At 38.5% G+C, this 18090-nt stretch carries 17 protein-coding genes; 6 read left to right on the top strand and 11 right to left on the bottom strand.

The genetic code is table 11. The annotated features are described in order from the left end of the window. Positions 1-39: 39 nt before the first annotated feature. The 6 genes from ACWIB3_RS17770 to ACWIB3_RS17745 all read right to left on the bottom strand — a co-directional run bounded on the left by ACWIB3_RS17770 (position 40) and on the right by ACWIB3_RS17745 (position 6975). Entirely contained in the window at positions 40-483 is a 444-nt protein-coding gene (locus ACWIB3_RS17770; RefSeq protein ID WP_185212466.1) for a PepSY-like domain-containing protein, read from the bottom strand. Positions 484-564: 81 nt separating this feature from the next. Beyond that, positions 565-1842 carry a sensor histidine kinase gene (locus ACWIB3_RS17765; RefSeq protein WP_313259615.1) on the bottom strand — a complete coding sequence of 426 codons (1278 nt, stop codon included), beginning with the start codon at positions 1840-1842 and terminating at the stop codon, positions 565-567. Then, a complete protein-coding gene (locus ACWIB3_RS17760) occupies positions 1842-2513 on the bottom strand; it encodes a response regulator transcription factor (RefSeq protein ID WP_254527423.1) in 672 nt (223 codons plus the stop codon). Before ACWIB3_RS17760 ends, ACWIB3_RS17765 begins: the two co-directional genes overlap by 1 nt. Before the next feature lie 61 nt (positions 2514-2574). Next, positions 2575-4659: a TonB-dependent receptor gene (locus ACWIB3_RS17755; RefSeq protein WP_454292284.1), complete on the bottom strand. Its 2085-nt coding sequence runs from the start codon at positions 4657-4659 to the stop codon at positions 2575-2577. A 36-nt stretch (positions 4660-4695) separates the two neighbouring features. Continuing rightward, complete coding sequence (locus ACWIB3_RS17750) at positions 4696-5985, bottom strand: BamA/TamA family outer membrane protein (protein ID WP_313259608.1); 1290 nt, start codon at positions 5983-5985, stop codon at positions 4696-4698. A gap of 99 nt (positions 5986-6084) precedes the next feature. Next, positions 6085-6975: a 1-aminocyclopropane-1-carboxylate deaminase/D-cysteine desulfhydrase gene (locus ACWIB3_RS17745; RefSeq protein WP_454292283.1), complete on the bottom strand. Its 891-nt coding sequence runs from the start codon at positions 6973-6975 to the stop codon at positions 6085-6087. A 64-nt stretch (positions 6976-7039) separates the two neighbouring features. On the opposite strand from ACWIB3_RS17745, the gene ACWIB3_RS17740 reads away from it, so the two are divergent. Both ACWIB3_RS17740 and ACWIB3_RS17735 read left to right on the top strand, forming a co-directional pair. Beyond that, positions 7040-8071 carry an RluA family pseudouridine synthase gene (locus ACWIB3_RS17740; protein WP_313368793.1) on the top strand — a complete coding sequence of 344 codons (1032 nt, stop codon included), beginning with the start codon at positions 7040-7042 and terminating at the stop codon, positions 8069-8071. A gap of 15 nt (positions 8072-8086) precedes the next feature. After that, entirely contained in the window at positions 8087-8944 is an 858-nt protein-coding gene (locus tag ACWIB3_RS17735; RefSeq protein WP_454292282.1) for an aminotransferase class IV, read from the top strand. Here the strand turns inward: ACWIB3_RS17735 and ACWIB3_RS17730 are convergent. Continuing rightward, a complete protein-coding gene (locus tag ACWIB3_RS17730) occupies positions 8926-9399 on the bottom strand; it encodes a DUF1572 domain-containing protein (RefSeq protein ID WP_454292281.1) in 474 nt (157 codons plus the stop codon). The two genes, ACWIB3_RS17735 and ACWIB3_RS17730, sit on opposite strands and share 19 nt — an antisense overlap. Positions 9400-9546: 147 nt before the next feature. Beyond that, positions 9547-10137, bottom strand: a complete 591-nt coding sequence (locus tag ACWIB3_RS17725) for a YceI family protein (RefSeq protein WP_185212449.1) — start codon at positions 10135-10137, stop codon at positions 9547-9549. 349 nt (positions 10138-10486) lie between these two features. On the opposite strand from ACWIB3_RS17725, the gene ACWIB3_RS17720 reads away from it, so the two are divergent. Beyond that, complete coding sequence (locus ACWIB3_RS17720; RefSeq protein ID WP_185212448.1) at positions 10487-11074, top strand: ankyrin repeat domain-containing protein; 588 nt, start codon at positions 10487-10489, stop codon at positions 11072-11074. A 30-nt stretch (positions 11075-11104) separates the two neighbouring features. Here the strand turns inward: ACWIB3_RS17720 and ACWIB3_RS17715 are convergent, their stop codons facing one another. After that, complete coding sequence (locus ACWIB3_RS17715; protein ID WP_454292280.1) at positions 11105-11725, bottom strand: hypothetical protein; 621 nt, start codon at positions 11723-11725, stop codon at positions 11105-11107. Positions 11726-11998: 273 nt separating this feature from the next. Between ACWIB3_RS17715 and ACWIB3_RS17710 the strand changes: the two genes are divergently transcribed. Together ACWIB3_RS17710 and ACWIB3_RS17705 are read left to right on the top strand one after the other, a co-directional pair. After that, entirely contained in the window at positions 11999-12655 is a 657-nt protein-coding gene (locus tag ACWIB3_RS17710; RefSeq protein ID WP_454292279.1) for a suppressor of fused domain protein, read from the top strand. Between the two features lie 21 nt (positions 12656-12676). Next, entirely contained in the window at positions 12677-14341 is a 1665-nt protein-coding gene (locus ACWIB3_RS17705) for an ABC1 kinase family protein (protein ID WP_454292278.1), read from the top strand. Between the two features lie 147 nt (positions 14342-14488). On the opposite strand, the gene ACWIB3_RS17700 is transcribed toward ACWIB3_RS17705, so the two are convergent. Together ACWIB3_RS17700 and ACWIB3_RS17695 are read right to left on the bottom strand one after the other, a co-directional pair. Then, on the bottom strand, positions 14489-16225 hold the full coding sequence (locus tag ACWIB3_RS17700) for a thiamine pyrophosphate-dependent enzyme (RefSeq protein ID WP_454292277.1): 1737 nt from the start codon (positions 16223-16225) through the stop codon (positions 14489-14491). A gap of 163 nt (positions 16226-16388) precedes the next feature. After that, on the bottom strand, positions 16389-17288 hold the full coding sequence (locus ACWIB3_RS17695; protein WP_185212443.1) for a DUF3078 domain-containing protein: 900 nt from the start codon (positions 17286-17288) through the stop codon (positions 16389-16391). 369 nt (positions 17289-17657) lie between these two features. On the opposite strand from ACWIB3_RS17695, the gene ACWIB3_RS17690 reads away from it, so the two are divergent. Continuing rightward, positions 17658-18083 (top strand): BT0820 family HAD-type phosphatase, encoded by a 426-nt coding sequence (locus tag ACWIB3_RS17690; RefSeq protein WP_454292276.1) that lies wholly within the window; start codon positions 17658-17660, stop codon positions 18081-18083. Positions 18084-18090: the final 7 nt, after the last annotated feature.

Here is an 18090-nt window from a genome sequence, read left to right as displayed (position 1 = left end):
TTTTAAAGTTTTATTAAGATTATTGTGTGTGTATTTCAATTAGTCATCGATCTTGATGAAGTCTGCATTTTTGTTGAATTTAACTTCGATTCCGTTGGTTAATTCAACCTCATATCCCTTTTTTTCTTTTTTGATCTGTACGATATTGTTGTCAGGGAAGCTTTTTTGAACATAAGATTTAATTTTTGCAGGAACGATGTCTTGAGGTACTGCAACAGTATTTGCATCTACTTCAGTCCATTCACCCTTGCTATCAAATTCTACTTCAGTTCCACTTGCAAGCACTACCTTGTATTCAATAGGGGATAATGTTTCCTTTTCAGATTTTGTCAAGGCAACTTTATCATTTGCATAATGCTTTTGAAGGAAGTTTTGCGCTGTTTTAGGCAAGTTTGCAACTTCAATTACTTTTTCCTGAGCCATTGCTTGGAAAGATGATCCAGCAATAAACAATAACATCAGTGTTTTTATTAGATTTTTCATATCGTTTAATTTTTTGTTTAATCAAATTTCTATGTCAAATCTGGAAAGAATTGGGAAAAAGGGGTTTATTTCTAAATTATTTCAAATTTTTAGTTTAAAATGCTGTTCTGCTTGGGCATATCCGTATTCAATTTGGATATGAGGGTATTTGTCCAGGATCGTTTGGACAATCGATAGACCTAGCCCATTGGATTGACTATCCTGATTGCCTTTATGGAAGCGTTTGAAGATATACTGTGGGTTTAAGGCTCCATTTTCACTGCTATTGGCAAAGTCAATCGCTCTTTTGTTTACCGTTATTCGGATAAACCCTTCTTTATAATTGTATTTTATGGCATTCCTAAGCAGGTTGGAAATCAAGATGTGGGCAAGGTCAAAGTTGAGATTAGCAATAAATTGATCATGCTGGATAAAATCGACTTTTAGTTCCTTGAATTGAATGAAATCCTCCAGTTCTTCCAGTTTCCTTTTGATCAGGTCATTGAAATTGACCTCAGTGCTGCTGCTGTATTGATTGTTCTCGATCCTGGAAAGCATAAGCAAGGATTTATTCAGGGCCACCATCCGGTGAAGAGCCTGTTTAGCTTCAGCAATCTTAATGGTTTTTTCCTCAGGGAGGTCACCTTCTTGCAGGAGCAGGTCTAATTTGCCGATAGTAATGGCCAAAGGCGTTTGGAGCTCATGGGATGCATTCTCCAAAAACAGCTTTTGTTCTTCGAATAGGCCTTCATTGCGGTCTATCATTTGCTTGATCTGGGTATTTAGCTCTTCAAACTCCTTGACCTTGGTGACGGTGGGTTCGAAGGTTTTACTATGACCAAATCGGTAGTTGCTTAGGTTTTTTAAAATATTTTGAAATGGTTTCCAGCCCTTGCTCATCACGAAATAATTGATGATCAATATGCTTAAAACGATTACAAGGTATAAAACTGCAAGCGCTATGGCGAGATTGATCAGGTAATCATCCTCTTCGACAGTGGATGTTCTGATGTCCAGGCCATAGGCTATCCTATCTTTTGAGTAGAAGCCCGTTCTTAAGATTCTGTATGGTTCATCCTCATCATCATAGGGCATATACATAAATTCCCTTGAAAAATGGTTTTTGTCAATATCTTCCTTGGCTTCGGTCAGGTATATCTTGAACTGGTTTATCCCATATTCCTTGTTATTATTGATAATATCGGGATTGTTGTAGGCTTCTCGGATAATTTCTAACTTTTGGTTCTTTAGGCCATCATCGATGTTATCATAGACCTCGTCCATCAGGAAGGCATAGAACAGCAATGCCCATACTGCCATAATGATCAGGATGGCAATGGCCAGAAACTTATTGGTGTAATATTTTATTGAAACCGACATTATACTAATTTATACCCGACCCCATAAACTGCCTGAATATCCATTTCCGCTGAAGAATCTTTCAGTTTCTTGCGGATGTTTTTAATTTGTGAATAGATAAAGTCCAGATTGTCAGCTTGATCGGTATGGTCTCCCCAAACCGACTCAACCAAACTTGTTTTTTCCAGTAACCTGTTCGGTCTTAGTAGGAAATAGTGGAACAGGTCAAACTCCTTACGGTTGAAGTTGATGGGGTTTTCATTGATCTGGACAATTCTGCTCTCGGGGTTAAGACTAACATTTTTATATTTTACCCATTGTTCACCTTCATTGGAATTCCTGCGGATAATGGATTTCACCCTAGCCAGCAATTCAGCAAGGTGGAAGGGTTTGGCGAGATAATCGTCTGCCCCGATCTCTAATCCCAAGACTTTGTCCTCAACAGAGTCTTTTGCCGAAAGGATCAGCACCGGTTGTTTTTTATGCTCCTCTTTAAGTGCCCGCAAAATATCGAGTCCACTGCCTCCGGGGAGCATGATATCCAGTAAAATGCAGTCATATTGATAGTTCATGGCTTTTTCTAGGGCTGTATTGTAATCTGTTGCTGATTCAATTAGGAAGTTTTCAGATTTAAGGAATTCTTCCATGGTGAGCAATAGCTCTTTCTCGTCTTCAATAATTAGTATCTTCATCTTATAACAGTTTACAATAAAGGCAATAGATTCTGGAAAGAATCTGGAAAAAGCAAAAACCTTACAAAATTACCTTGACTCCGGCATAGAAATTCCGAGTAGGTGCAGCATTAAAATAACGGTTACCCATTGCATTTATGTCATTTCCTAGGCTGTATTTTTCGTTCAGGATATTATCGGCACCTGTAAATACCTGCAATTTGTATCTGCTGGAGATAGGGGTTAGCCAAGATATTTTGGCTTGCAATACATGGTATTTAGATGCTGAAACTGTATTGGCGTCGTTTAATGGAATACTTGATGTGAAATTATGTAAGATGTTTAAATCTATATCCTTAATGAAATTGAATGAAAGTGTATTTGCCCATATCCAATTCGGAACGGAAGTAACTTTGTTTCCATTGAAATTGTTTTCTCCAATCACATATTCCTTGAATTTATAATCCTGGTAAGTTAAGTTGCTGGATAGGATCAAGCCATTTAAAAATGCTGAATGATCATTGGCAATCAGTTGAGTCAGGACCTGAGCTTCAATTCCCTTTTGGTCAATTCTACCTGCATTTTGGAAAAATTCATTTCCGGCATCGTTCAATTGTCTGATGATACCATTTTTCATTTGGTAGTTATAGGCAGCAAGATCGGCAATAAATCTACGGTCATGGGTTTCAAAACGAATTCCAGCTTCATAGTTTACACCGGTTTCAGCGTTGAGGTTTTGGTTGATCTGATTGTCTGAGGACCTAACTTCGGCAATGGTAGGGGTTGAGTATCCTTTGGAAATGGAAGCCCTGATAGCGAAGTTATCTGTCGCTGCATAGGATAATCCCAATCTAGGCATCCAACTCTTGTCAAAGTTGATTTCTCCATTTACATTGACTTCGCCTTCAGCTGTTTTTTTAAAGTTTATATCGTTAAAGTTCAAGCCAATAGATGCCTCTGCTGTAAGTTTTTGGTAAAGTTTGGTTTTGAATCTATAGAAATAGAAATGTTGAAAGTTTTCTAGCTTGTCATCATCCGTTAGGTTACCAATTTTTCCAAGGTTATTTGTGTAGTTCTTGACATTGTACCAGCCTTTTTGTCCTTCGCCTCCTAATTGCATTTCCCATTGGAAATCTTGCTTATCGATATTTTCGTAGGAGAAGTATGTCCTAAAACCTAGGTTTTTCTCAATCCTGGATTCGTAATTGGTAATAAATGGATTCTCCAGGTCGGTATAACTCCCAAATAAGGAAACCACATTTTTCAATCTATTTGTTATCTGGTATTCATTGGTAATACCTCCGATAAATGTTTTGTTGTAAATAGCAGCTTTTTGATCTTTGGCGCTTTGGAAAGGCCCGCCAGCTGGCCTGAACTGTGTTGGATCCTCATCATATTGCTGTTGGGTCAATGCACCAGGAGTTTGATAACCCATGTCGGTATAAAGGGCGAATCCCTTTAATTTACCATGTGCATTGTATTTCCACTGATGTGCAGTCTGGAAAAACAATTTGTCCATTGCGGTATGTTGCCTATAGCCATCTGATCGCAAATACGCTTGGTCAAATGAAAAATTATAGTTTTCATTGACCTGATGGTTAATCTGCAGTTGCTCATGGAATAAACCAAAGGAACCTCCAGAAAGCATTAAGGATTTTTCGTTATTGACCTGTCCGAAACCTTCAGGGATAAATCGAATGACACCCCCGGAATTTGGACCATATAGGGAACCATCTGGACCTTTAATGATCTGGATACTGTTGATCCCCACAGGATCAAGGATATTCAGATAGGTGTTGCCGCTAGCGTCGGTAAAAGGGATTTCATCTAAATAAATCTTGGTGTTCCTGACTCCAAAAGGAGAGCGGAGCATGCTTCCGCGGAGTGCAAGTCGATAGCTACCGGGTGATCTTTCTTCCATCCTCAATCCGCTGGTGGTATTGATTGCGCTCAAGAAACTGCTAGGGGCTTGAGATTCTATCAGTTTTTTGGAAACAACCTTGGCTGAGGTCGTTAAATCCAGCATCGCTTGTGAGTTGAAATGTGCTTTTATTTCAATAGGTGCTATCTCGTTAATACTGGTGTCCCTTGAAATGGTTTGTGCGTTTGCCGAAAAGAAAGAAATAGTCGCTGAAAGGCTGATTAAGCCAAATTGTTTAAAATACATGTAGGTTAATATTGTTAAAATATTAATATAAAATAATTAGAATGCTTCGTTTAAACCCAAGAATAAACCATGCTGCCCAAATTTACCAAAAGCATAATCAATACAAAGGTTAGTTCGGGTCGCTTTGTTAAATAATAATCTCAGGCCAGCGCCAGCAGCTGGTTGCCATGTCTGGAAAAGCTTGGTTCCCATTTTATCATTTGCTGTTTGGATATTTGCAAAGACAACACCGCTCAGGAACTGATTCCTTAAAATCGGGTATCTATATTCTACTTCAGAGTAAAAGAAAGAAGTTCCTTTGAAATATCCCATGGTATAACCGCGGCCACTACGGGCGTAAGTATCTTTTGCAGTACCAGGAAGATCGATATATGGAAGTTTACCACCTAGGTTATAAGATCCAAAGTTCCAAAAAGCAATCACATGGTTTGGTCTATCCGTGGATAATTGCCAATATTTTCTGAAATCTGTCTGTAATTGATAGGCATTATGTGTGCTTCCCAGCCAAGTTTGATTCATGCGAAGGACCATGTCTACATAATAGCCTTTATAGGCAGAGTTAGGATTATCCCTGGTCATATATTGCATATTGACCATAAAACCGTTATTGTTTACCCGAGTGGGATCGAAATCATTCCAACGGCTGTAAATTTCTACAGGTGACATGTTTTCTTGGCTACCTACGGTACTTAATTGTCTTTTAAGTTCGAAAAATACCCCAACCCCAACAAATGCTCCGGGGAATAACTGTTTATATACCCGTTCATTGATGGTGTAAGCCATGTATTTATTGACATATCGCTGTCTATCGGGGTTGTTCAGGATGAGTTCTTCTTCAGTGGGGTTCTCTAGTGTTCCGCCAATTCCAAGTCCGTAATCAAGTCCTACCGCTTTTGCTACCATGGCCCCGCCCTTTATGTTCCATTTGTTCCCAGGGGTGTAGATGTCATGCAATAGATAGCCCACGATAATACCACGGGTGGTGGCACTTAAAGCGGTGGCAGCAATGGACATGGTGGTATTGGGTTCATTACCGAGCACTTTTCCGCCCACAGCTTTAATCCCTATTTGGGCACCGATAGAAGGGTTATAGTTAATATTGGGGAGATAGGAAATTGCGGATCTTTTACCAGAAGGTTTTTTGTTGTCTTTTTTGAAAGGATTGATATCCCTGAATGCATCAACGATATCGTATAAATGGGCAGTAGGGAGAACACTGTCCCTTTGTTCTTTCGTACTTACCGTATCGTGGATTTGTATTTGAAGCGCGAAGGAAGGTAATTGAGCTAGGACAAATAATAGAAGTAATAACAGCTTTATGCGCATTTTATTTTTTTATTATTGGTTGATTTAGTGGTAAATGCTGATCCATTTGGCCGTAAAAATATTATTAATAAGTGATTTCACTTTAAGATTAATGTCATTTTACTTGTTAAAAAGATCAAGGTATCCCAATAGACCCGTTATCCCACCTGTATGAATAACCAATATTTTGCTTTTCGGTTTGAAATAATCTTTTTCAATGAGATCATAAACCGCATATATTAGCTTTCCAGTATAGGTAGGTTCGACCATTATTCCGGTGGAGCTGACAAAGTTTTTGATAAAGTCGATCAATTCTGGTTTAGTCTTCGCATATCCTGAGAAATGATAATCAGGGTGCATGATTATCTTTTCGGTCGGCACATTCCATTGGGAGAAATCCGCCAACAAGCCATCGGCTCCTTTTAAAACTGGCACTGTATGGATTTGGGATTTGAGTTTTTCTTTTTCAATCCCTAGTTGAAGTCCAGCGGTCGTAGTGCCTGTTCCTGAGGCTACAAAGATATGGTCGTATTCTTGTTTGAGTTCAGTGATTAGCTCTGCACAACCCAATAGTCCCCGTTCGGATTTTCCCCCTTCATCAATAAATAGACTGTTAAGGGGGTCGTGGTTTTTTGAGTAAAGCTCGGTTTTGTCTCTATAAGATTCTCTATCTACAAAGTTGAGTTTGAGGCCGAATATTTTGCACATATCCAAAACGGGATTTCGTATTTCCTCGCCACGGACATAGGCGGTTGCCTGGAAGCCGAAAGTTGCTGCTGCAGCAGCACAGGCCAACAGATGGTTTGACCAAGCGCCTCCAAAAGTCACTAAATTGTTGATGTCATTTGATTTAGCATATTCCAGTTGATATTTTAATTTACGCCATTTGTTCCCCGAAATAAAGGGATGGATCTTATCATCACGTTTGATAAAAAGTCTGATTTCTTTTTCTTGGAATCGAGGGTCCGATATTTCTTCTTCGGGGCTAAAAATTTGAAATGGCAAATGCATGGGTTAAAATTATGCTTTTTTCTTGCAGGAAATAGAATGATTATAAAAATGCTATTTTTGCAGCATGACAGATCATTTGGATAACGAGCAAGAGGAGCAGGAGCTCTATGAACATTTAAGAATTGTTGCGGATAAAGGGCAGGCCTTGTTGCGCATCGATAAATTCTTGATGAATAGGGTTGAAAACACTTCACGAAACCGGATTCAAAATGCTATAGATGCTGGAACGGTAAAGGTCAATGATAAAGTAATCAAGGCAAGCTATAAAGTGAAGCCATTTGATGTCATTACCGTGGTATTGCCCGATCCGCCAAGAGATACCGAGGTATATCCAGAGGATATTCCCTTGGATATTGTATATGAAGATGATGACGTTTTATTGGTTAATAAAGAGGCTGGTATGGTCGTTCATCCTGGATTTAATAATTACACCGGTACCTTGGTCAATGCTTTGACCTTCCATCTCAACCAATTGCCGACCCTGCCGGGTAATACCGGACGTCCTGGATTGGTCCATCGGATTGATAAGGACACTTCGGGACTACTCGTCATTGCCAAGAATGAATGGGCAATGACCTTTTTGGCGAAGCAGTTTTTTGAGCATAGCATCACCCGGAAGTATGTAGCCTTGGTTTGGGGTGATATTGCTGAGGACGGAACCGTATCAGGATATATTGGTCGGAACCTAAAGGATAGAAGGATCATGGATATGTACGAGGATGAAGAGAAGGGGAAGTGGTCTGTTACGCATTATCGTGTTCTGGAACGCTTAGGCTATGTTACCTTGATCGAATGTCAACTGGAGACCGGAAGAACCCATCAGATCCGTGCCCATATGAAATCCATTGGACATCCGCTTTTCAGTGATGAATCCTATGGTGGTGATAAAATCTTAAAAGGCACGTCGTTTTCTAAGTACAAGCAGTTTGTTGAGAATACCTTTAGCTTGCTTCCCCGTCAAGCCCTGCATGCCAGGAGTTTAGGATTTATTCATCCAAAATCTAAAGAATTTTTGCATTTTGAAGTACCAATGCCGGAAGATTTCCGTTTAGCATTAGAGAAATGGAGAAGTTACAGCTCAATTAATCAAAGTTAGATTCTAAATATATTTATGCCCACACATTTTATTAACTACAACGGTACTGTGGTACCTCAAGATATGGCTATACTAGACGCTGATAGCCGCGCATTTCGTTATGGAGATGGTATTTTTGAAACCATGTTATGGAAGGATGGGGATATCCGTTTTCTGGACCTCCATTTGGAGCGCTTGGCGGAAAGCATGAGCATGTTGCATTTTGATGATGCCGACCAATTTGATTCCTTTTTTATCCGCAGTAAAGTAGAAGAGTTGCTTCGCAAAAACAATATGGTGGGACAGCAAGCCCGGGTTCGCCTTATCTTCTTCAGACAAGGGGGAGGGCTGTATAGTCCGGAAACCAATAAAGCGGCCTATATTCTGCAAGTAGATCGAAAACCAGAAACCCTGAGGGATAAAAAGACTGGTTTAATCATTGATATATATACCGAATACAAAAAGGCTTATTCAGAGCTATCTAAGATTAAGTCCAATAATGCCTTAATCTATGTAATGGCAGGGCTTTTCAAGAAAAAGAATGCCTTTGATGAAGTCTTGATCCTTAACCAATCTGGTAACCTTTGTGAGGCTTTGGCCTCAAATATTTTTATCTATTATGATAAGGTGCTCTATACGCCAGCGTTATCTGAAGGATGTATTGCAGGGGTTATGCGTCGCGTAGTAATGGATATGGCGCAGGAACAAGGTATTGAGGTTGTTGAGGCTGAAATAAAACCTGATATTGTCAAAGTAGCCGATGAAATATTCTGTACCAATGCCGTTGAAGGGATTCAATGGGTGATGGGATATAAGCACAAACGCTATTTCAATAAGATTTCAAGGATATTCCAAGATAGGTTATTGTCTTGGTCCTATGAGACTGAGGAGTAAGTCAGCATTTTCTTGAGCAGGACTATTTGGCCAAGCTGATAATAGGCATGTTCAATCTGTCCATCGATATTTCTTAAATAGGAACCGTATTTTTCATCGAAGAAATCTTGCTGTAGTTTAGCATCATTGATTTCCTCAATGGATTTGGCGAGGGTTTCAGATTGGTAGAATAAATCATCTTTTAAAGATTGCCATTCTTCATTGTTCTTTAAATCAACCATGGGAAAGCTAAGGGAGTCTTTAATATCCAGGTTTCCGGTTTGGAAAAATTGGTTTATCCCTTTGATATAATAAAGGACATGGAAACTGAGGTCGTAAATTCGGTTTATATTAGGGACTTTTTTCATGGCCAGTTCGAAATGTATATCACTCAATTCTTTTTGCCAATTGCTGTTCGCGATCCAAGTCCCGGAAAGCATGACTTCCCTGAACCTATTTGCAAGGTATTTACACATAAGGAGGTTTATTGAATAGCATAAATGCTGTTTATTACCAAATATAACAAAGAAAAAGGGATAGTTTTTGCTATCCCTTTCTAATTAATATATAGTTATTTGTGATTCAAGGCTATAATCAACGTGGATTAATTTTCCCCTTAAGAGTTAGTTCTTAACCAATTCCACATTTACTGTGATGGCAACTTCAGGAGCGACTGCGTCGATTCCTGCAGCGGTTTTGTCTGCATATTTAATGTTGTAATCAAAACGGTTGATTGAAGTAGTAGCTGTAAATCCAGCTCTGGTTTTTCCCCAAGGATCTAGGATAGTACCGTTATTTTGGATCACATCAAAGGTTACACTTTTTGTTACGTCTTTAATGGTTAGGTCTCCTGTCAGTTTGAATTTACCTTTGCCAGCTTTTTTAAGGGTGGCATTTTTAAGGGTCATTTTTGGGAATTTCTCTGCACTGAAGAAGTCATCGCTCTTCAAGTGATTGTCTCTTGCTTCAATTCTAGTATCGATGCTGTTCACATCAATGTCAAATGAAACAGTAGCATTGTCAAAGTTCACAGAATCTTTAGATTCTACTTGACCTTCCAACTTGGTGAAATCTCCATCAACGAAAGAGATTCCTAAGTGTTTGATTTCAAAACGAGCATTCGTATGTGCAGGGTCAACAGACCATTTTGTTTGAGCGAATGCAACGTTGCTAACTAAAATCAGGGCTGTAAAAAAGCTTAATAGAGTTTTCATATTCATATATTTTTAATTTCGTTTTTGTTTATTACTGCAAATTTTGGGATAAAATTATACTTGCACATTGATCTATGATAATAAATGAAAATAGATTAAAAATGTTTTATTAGACTAGGATTTGAAGCCGATTAGCTACAATAAAATATAGATTGGTTTACGCTGTGATGTAATGTAAAAATTAAATATATTTATTGTGATTTCAGGTAAGAATGAGCTTATTATTGAAGTTAATAAATTCAATGAAGATTGGATTGATAGAGACTGTTTAATAGAAGGTTTTGAAATATTAATAACTGGCAATAAAGTTGTTTGTTCAAAATCTGAATAAATACAATGAAAAGCAAAAATGAAAATAGGATCAGAGATTGAAAGTGCAGTAAGGCGGGGAGATACTGTCTACCTTGAAAAGAACCTCATTGACAGCCAAGTTAATGACGTTAATGAACAGTCGCAAAACCTATTAATGATTGCGACCTATCAGAATGATTATCCAACGGCAGCTTTTTTGGTTAAGCGGGGAGCGGATCCCAATCAACAAGATGAGCTGTTGAACAGTCCCTTTCTATATGCTGCAGCATCAGGATATTTAGATTTAGTAAAATTGTACCTTGCCTATGGGGCGCGTTTTGATGTTTTTAACCGATTTAACGGTACGGCATTGATTCCAGCTGCTGAAAAGGGATATGTTGATGTAGTTCGGTTATTATGTCACACGAAGAACTTTCCAATAAACCATATTAACAAATTAGGTTGGACTGCATTGTTAGAGGCTGTTATTCTAGGGGATGGCAGCAAGGATTATGTGGATATTGTAAATATACTTTTGAAAGGCGGAGCCGATAAGTCTATCGCTGATAAAGATGGGGTATCTGCTTTGGAACATGCTGAACAGAAAGGCTTCTCTGATATCGTCGAAATATTACAGATGTATTAATCAAATATAAACATTCATAAAAGGGCTGGATCATGTTATTTTCTTGATTACTTTTTCGACTCTTTTCCGTTTACTGTCATTTTCGATTTCCTCTAATCTGCCCGATAAAGTTTCGGTAAATTTCTTGGAATATGGTGATGTTATTTTAGGACTGACCAGCTCAGCGTACATTGCTAATTGGTTTGTAGGGCATTGCGATAATTGTTTGATGATTGCATTGAAAGCAAGTTCCTGGTATGGTGGGAGGCTTATTAGATTGGTTAATATGGCGACATAATTGTCCCTGGTGATCACGGAACCTTGTTCTACCGCATTTTCAAGTGTCATGATGTTATTTGCGATATGATCGGCCTCAAGCAGGGATATGGTTTTTAATGCTGTCATAGCTCCCCATTGAAGTCTGTTGTTTTTACTTTTTAAGGCATCCATAAAATCATTACAATAAGGAGAAATCATTTGAGGTGATATTTCTCCTATCTCATAAAGAACTTTGATGCTGTCATTCTGTAAGTCTTTTTGTTTGCCCTGGATTAATTGGAATAGTTCCTCAATAGCATTTTTATCATTGTTTTGAGCTATTTCCTGAGCCAATAGAATGTTAGGTTCTTCATCGCGTCTTCCTAACACAGATGCTAATCTATCTTTTATCATGTTTTCAAGGTTTGATGGTGTAATTTACGGGAAATACAGAAGAGATTCCCATTTAGAATGAAATTTTCAATTACTGAAAATCCGGTTAATTTTTGGATTATGATTTTCGATTATTAACTTATAACCAATTGAAAACTGAACATTTCTTGAGTCATGCATTTGAATGAGTGGCTTGATTTTAGATGTATTTCAAGGAATAATCTAGGGAAAGCATTCCTATTTGTAAATAAGCTCAAACAATTGAGTGTGTAATGTATTAATTAAGTAAGCAATATGACTAAAGAAGAATATTTATCGAAATATAACGAGGAAGATACGGTAGGTTGGACCGCAATCGATGAACAGCTAACTACAGTGTATCCAGGAATTGAGCCTAGGCATTATGGACCATTATGTGGTTTGCATTTTGCCGCAGGCGGAACCGATCCTATTGACGGTATAAGCGTATATGATAATAGGCAAGATCCAGCCCATTTACATTTAGTAACGTACGGGATGAGTGAACTTTACTATAATCCTGAAATGGCGAGTAGTGAATTTAGTAAATGGGGTTTTGAATTCACCTTTAGGTTGGTGCCTTTTGCTGAAGATCAAGGTGATCCAGGATGGGCGATGCAGGTTTTCAATAATCTGGCCCGATATGTTTACCAGAGTGGAAGATGGTTTGAAGAGAATCAGTTCATTCCGGCAAAGGGTCCCATTCGATTAAATACAGACACAGCAATTGTTGGTTTTGTCACCACTCTTGACCCTCAATTAGGGCGCATCAATACGGCGCATGGAGAGGTGTCTTTTATCCAATTGGTAGGAGTTACGCAAAAAGAACTTGACTTTCTAATGGAGGCAGCTTCCACCCAAAAGGTTGCTGATTTTATTAGTGAAATGAAAAAGGGTAATCCATTGTTGGTTACGGATTTAAATAGGAAATAAAAAGGCATCATAAATATCAATATGAAGCATATCAATGGTTTTCAAAAGATAAAGCGTGTTGGACAAATTCTAAAAATCCTTTCGAAACATGGATTTGATGAAGTTGTCTCCAGGTCCAATCTTGATAGGATATTGCCAGATAGTTTCTTGTTCTGGAATAATCATGCTCGAAAGGTATTTGAGGAAGATTTTAATGTAAGGGTCCGACTAGCTATTGAAGAATTGGGTCCAACATTTATTAAGTTGGGGCAATTACTGAGCAATCGCCCAGATATTATTCCCAAAGACCTACAGGAGGAGCTAATAAAACTGCAGGATGAAGTTGCTTTAGAAGGTATTGATATCCGAAAAAGGTTGGCCGATGAATTAGAGGTTGACCTTGATGAACATTTTATCTCCATCGATGAAATTCCTATAGCTTCAGCCTCAATTGCTCAGGTCTATCGAGCTACTTTAAAAAATGGTAAAGAGGTTGTATTAAAGGTAAAAAGAGAGGAAATTGACGAGGTCATTCAAGCTGACCTGGATTTTATCAAAGATTTAGTCAAGCTACTTCAGCGGAAATATGAAGTAGTCTATAAAATGAACCTATATCAAATCGTTCTTTCTTTTGAAAGTTCCCTGTTGAATGAGCTTTCGTTTACCAATGAAATAAATAATATCGAGCGGTTTAGGAGAAACTTCAAAGAGAACAAGGATGTTTATGTTCCTAAAGTTTATAGGAAATTTAGTACAGATACCTTGATCTGCATGGAGTTTATAGATGGCGTAAAGGTTAATGATCAAGAAGGATTTAAGCAATATGGGCTATATCCAAAGTCGGTTTTGCAAAATGTATTAGATCACTATTTAGAACAGGTGCTGATGCACGGTTTCTTCCATGCCGATCCCCATCCCGGAAATGTTTTTGTCAACCATCGTGGTCAGATCGTTTTTTTAGACTTTGGCGCCATGGGTTTTATGATTCCAGAGGATAGAAAGATCATAGAGGCCATGGTACTTGATTTTCTAGCAAACGATGCCAAAAGTTTGATAAAAAACATAAAGAGACTTTCTGTCGCCCACCATATTGAAGATGAAAGGCGGTTGGAAAGGGATGCTTATGAAATATTTGAGATGATCAAGCAAAATGCCCTTGATGACATTGATATTTCAGTGATGTTGCAAAAATTAAATATCGTTTTGCAAAGTAATCATATCTTATTGCCAGATTTTGTTTACCTCTTGCTTCGTGGAGTTTCAATATTAGAGGGTACAGGTCGACAGTTAGATGCTGATCTCAATGTGCCTGAGAGTATTGAACCCTTTGCCAAAAAGATAGCGGCTGAGAAATTTTCTTCAGAATACATTTTAGGGCAATTGAAGGAGAAAGCCAAATTTGCCAAGGATGTCCTGACTGAAGTGCCTTTGGATCTGTTGACCATTCTAGAAAAGGTAAAAGAGGATAAAATCACAGTAAACCACAAAATGCAAGATTTTGATAATCTTCAATTGATCCTGCACAGGATGGGAAATAAATTTTTGCTGTCCATTTTGGCAATGACCTTTGGAGTAGGGGCAAGTATCCTTGCGCATGGAAGGGTTGGTTATCTGATCTGGGGTATTCCTGTACTTTCGTGGTTTGGCTTTATCATGAGTTTTATCTTATGTTTCGCCTTGTTGAGCCATTTGTATAAGAGTAAATAGTATTTAGACACAAGACACAAGACACAAGACATGAGACCTGAGACATGAGACAATTGTCAATTGTCCATCCCTAAATAGGGTTGACCGTTTAATACTTTTTGAAGGATAGTAGGATAGGGCAAACTGATAGTTTGCCCTATTTTATTTTTAGAATATGCTTTTTAAGTGTTTGTAGTTTGACTTAATGGTTTCAAAGACTTCGTCCATCCGGCCGCCAAGGATCAGTTTTCCCATACTTTCTGTCATGCCCACGACTTGATTTGCGCTGATGTGGGACGGCATTGCCAATGCGCTAGGGTTGGTGAAGATGTTCAATAGGAATGGACCATCGACGCGTAAAGTTTCCGCGATGACCGAATCTACCTCTTCTGGCTTATGGATATTGATAGCTGGGATGCCGAAGGCTTCAGCAACCTTAGCGAAGTCTGGGTTTTCCATATCAGTTTGATTATCAACTAAACCAGCTACTTGCATTTCAAGTTTTACCATACCTAATGCTCTATTGTTAAAAACAATAAGCTTTATGGGAAGATTATATTGTTTTATGGTTGCTAAATCTCCTAATAACATCGAAAGGCCACCATCGCCGCACATAGCTAAGACCTGTCTTTCAGGATGGGCTAAGGCCGCTCCAATAGCCATTGGCATGGCATTGGCCATGCTACCATGGTTAAAGGATCCAAGCATCTTACGGTCGCCTGTTTGCTGTATATACCTAGCACCCCATACACAGGTCATTCCAGTGTCAAGGGTAAAGATGGCATTAGGGCTAGCATGTTTGTTGATCACATCGGCAACAAATTCAGGTTGTATGGCATCTTTTGTGCCTATATCGTCAACATACTCATGAAGGTTTTCCTGTACTTTCTTTGCGAAATTGCCCAAGGAGTCCAGAAAGGCGCTGTCCACTTTTTCCTCTAAAAGTGGTAATAAAGCGAGTATGGTTTCTCGGATATCGCCTACTGCCGCGAGATCGAGCTTACATCTTCTGCCGAGCCTTTCTTCCGCTGTATCGATCTGGATTATTTTGTTGTCGGTTGGCATAAAATCATCATATGGCATATCAGTACCTAACAATAGCAGTACATCCGCTTCTTTCATCGCTTGGTAGCAGGAAGGGATGCCTAAAAGACCAGTCATTCCTACATCATAGGGAGGAGGCAGTTGGGCATTCATTTTTCCCCGAAAGCTATAGCCTACTGGTGCTTTTAGTTTCTGTGCCAGGAGCTGTAATTCTTGCCTAGCACCTATAGCGCCAATTCCAGCATAAAGAGTGATTTTCGATCCTTTATTTAGGAGGTCAGCAATTTTTTGAAGTTCAGTGTCCGAGGGTCTGATTAAAGGGTTACATCGGAAAATTTGGGTTGAGGTTATTGATTCTTTGGCCTTTAATTCAGAAACATCGCCCGGTAAGCCGATGACACTGACTCCCTTTTGAGAGATTGCATGCTGAATTGCAGATTGAATGATACGAGGAGCCTGTTCGGCCGTAGTAATCAATTGGTTATACCCACTACAGTCATCAAATAGTTTATAGGTGTTTGTTTCTTGGAAATAGCCGGTTCCCATTTGATTTGTTGGAATGGTTGATGCAATCACTAACATAGGTACATGCGCACGATGGGCTTCATAAACCCCATTGATTAAATGCACATGTCCGGGTCCACAGCTTCCTGCACAGCAGGCTAAACCATCCAACTCTGCCTCAGCGGCAGCGGCATAAGCTCCAACCTCCTCATGCCTGACATGGATCCATTGGATTCTACCATCTTTTCTAATTGCTTCATTGAAAAAGTTCAAACTATCACCTGTTACTGCATATACTCGTTTAACTCCCGCTTCAACGAGCATTTCTACCAATTGTTCTGCAACTATTTTAGCCATTTTGAATAAGATTTTATGTTATATTTCCTTTATTAAACAACAGGTTTTCAGTCTTTTGGTTTCTTGAAACTTAAAAATATTCGAAACAGAAGTAGGATAAGGGCACAAAAAAAAGCGGCCAATTAGCCGCCTTTAATAGATTTATTAATTTTCTGTAAGGTTCTTAAAACTTATAAGTTACACCCGCACCAAGGATCTGTCTAACTTGTAATCCTGGGCCTTTGGTGCCATCGCTTTTAGGAACATTCACGTTGTCATCATATACCAGTTGAACGGCCGCATTTACTGATATGAACCTATTTACCTGTAGATTTAGGTTTGCTAAATAGTCTACATCAATATTTTGTGGATCTTGAAGATAATTAGAGTATAATTTCAAGATGTTTTCAAAAGTAATGTTTTCCATTAACCCGACTTTATAGTAAGCATCTAAAGCTGCACCAAATTCGTTTCTTGAGAATTTATCTGGGTCAACACCGTAATCTGGTCTTAGGCTTTCAGCTCCCACCATCACAAACCTTGCAGATGCCGGAGAGATATTGATTTTGAAATTGTCTGATTCTTTGAATGCCATACCTGGACCGAAGCTTAAATATGCAGGAGCAAATGGGGCAGAAATCTTTCTTCCTCTAATCTGATCCTTATATTCATAACCATTTGCAAATTGGGTATTGAAGTTCATGAAAAAGGTGTAATACCATTTTTCAGCAGCTTGGTAGCCTAGTAAACTGTTAATAGCGAAACGGTCATCGTTTTTTCTCCAATCTGTTTCTTTTTGGTAGGTCTGTCCATAGGCAGCGATCAATTTATTATCCCAATTCCATTTGTCTTTTTTGTAATTGAAATCGTAATTGAAAATCAGATTTCCAGCCAAGGAGTTTACACCACCCGCAGCCCAGTTTGAAAAGGAACTTTGGTTTAATAGAAAGGTGTTTTCACCCATGATGGTCCAAGTTTTGGTTGTGTCAATCTCTAGGTTTTCCTCACCTTCAGACTCTTGAGCTGAGACTTGCAAACTAAGGAAGGTAACAGCAGATAAAAAAGCAACTTTTAATACTTTCATGATTGATAATTATTTTGTGAATAGTTGTGAAATTTGCGGCGCTAAATTATTAAAACTTAATTTTTATCCAATGAGTGGCTTTGGGAGAAGGGGGTTCGGCTGGTTAAGGAAATTCAGGAAATCATAGGATAACTTTGATTTAAAGTCAATGGGGGTAGTTTATAAGGTTTTTAATGGTTGCCTAATTAAATTTTGAAAAAAATTAGGTATTGTAACTTTTACAAAATTATATTTTGAATAAAAGGATTTTTCATTATGAAAAAACGAACTGATTTTTCCCGAATTGGTCTTATAAATCTGTTTATGAGTTGACTGAAATCAGTAAGGTTTGGACTGGAATTTGTTGTAATAGATAAAAAATATTGAAAGATGGTAATTGCGGTTGATTTTGATGGAACCATTGTTGAGCATAGATACCCAAGGATTGGGAAACCCATTCCTTTTGCAATAGATATTTTGAAGCAATTACAGAATGAGCATCATATATTGATATTGTGGACGGTGAGGGAGGGTGAATTGTTACAGGAGGCTATTGATTATTGTAAAGATCAAGGTTTGGAATTTTACGCACATAATTCGAATTTTCCTGAAGAGGACCGGAGTAAAGGTCCAAGAAAACTAAGTGCTGATTTATTTATTGATGACCGAAACTTTGGTGGGCTACCAGATTGGGAGATAATTTATCGGGCAATAAACAAAAAAAATGCACATGATCTAGCGTTTGATACGGATGCGGTTTTCGAAGAAGGCGTTCGTCCCGCCAAGGTTTCAGCTTGGAAAAAGATCTTTAAATAATTTATTT

The organism is Sphingobacterium sp. NPDC055431, from assembly GCF_053644255.1.
Note: the sequence above shows the minus strand (reverse complement) of the source record. Positions and strands in the feature narration are given on the sequence as shown.

Bases quoted from the DNA above. Each gene is read 5' to 3' on its own strand.
- ACWIB3_RS17770 (WP_185212466.1), bottom strand. From the start codon at position 483: ATGAAAAATCTAATAAAAACACTGATGTTATTGTTTATTGCTGGATCA.
- ACWIB3_RS17765 (WP_313259615.1), bottom strand. From the start codon at position 1,842: ATGTCGGTTTCAATAAAATATTACACCAATAAGTTTCTGGCCATTGCC.
- ACWIB3_RS17760 (WP_254527423.1), bottom strand. From the start codon at position 2,513: ATGAAGATACTAATTATTGAAGACGAGAAAGAGCTATTGCTCACCATG.
- ACWIB3_RS17755 (WP_454292284.1), bottom strand. From the start codon at position 4,659: ATGTATTTTAAACAATTTGGCTTAATCAGCCTTTCAGCGACTATTTCT.
- ACWIB3_RS17750 (WP_313259608.1), bottom strand. From the start codon at position 5,985: ATGCGCATAAAGCTGTTATTACTTCTATTATTTGTCCTAGCTCAATTA.
- ACWIB3_RS17745 (WP_454292283.1), bottom strand. From the start codon at position 6,975: ATGCATTTGCCATTTCAAATTTTTAGCCCCGAAGAAGAAATATCGGAC.
- ACWIB3_RS17740 (WP_313368793.1), top strand. From the start codon at position 7,040: ATGACAGATCATTTGGATAACGAGCAAGAGGAGCAGGAGCTCTATGAA.
- ACWIB3_RS17735 (WP_454292282.1), top strand. From the start codon at position 8,087: ATGCCCACACATTTTATTAACTACAACGGTACTGTGGTACCTCAAGAT.
- ACWIB3_RS17730 (WP_454292281.1), bottom strand. From the start codon at position 9,399: ATGTGTAAATACCTTGCAAATAGGTTCAGGGAAGTCATGCTTTCCGGG.
- ACWIB3_RS17725 (WP_185212449.1), bottom strand. From the start codon at position 10,137: ATGAAAACTCTATTAAGCTTTTTTACAGCCCTGATTTTAGTTAGCAAC.
- ACWIB3_RS17720 (WP_185212448.1), top strand. From the start codon at position 10,487: ATGAAAATAGGATCAGAGATTGAAAGTGCAGTAAGGCGGGGAGATACT.
- ACWIB3_RS17715 (WP_454292280.1), bottom strand. From the start codon at position 11,725: ATGATAAAAGATAGATTAGCATCTGTGTTAGGAAGACGCGATGAAGAA.
- ACWIB3_RS17710 (WP_454292279.1), top strand. From the start codon at position 11,999: ATGACTAAAGAAGAATATTTATCGAAATATAACGAGGAAGATACGGTA.
- ACWIB3_RS17705 (WP_454292278.1), top strand. From the start codon at position 12,677: ATGAAGCATATCAATGGTTTTCAAAAGATAAAGCGTGTTGGACAAATT.
- ACWIB3_RS17700 (WP_454292277.1), bottom strand. From the start codon at position 16,225: ATGGCTAAAATAGTTGCAGAACAATTGGTAGAAATGCTCGTTGAAGCG.
- ACWIB3_RS17695 (WP_185212443.1), bottom strand. From the start codon at position 17,288: ATGAAAGTATTAAAAGTTGCTTTTTTATCTGCTGTTACCTTCCTTAGT.
- ACWIB3_RS17690 (WP_454292276.1), top strand. From the start codon at position 17,658: ATGGTAATTGCGGTTGATTTTGATGGAACCATTGTTGAGCATAGATAC.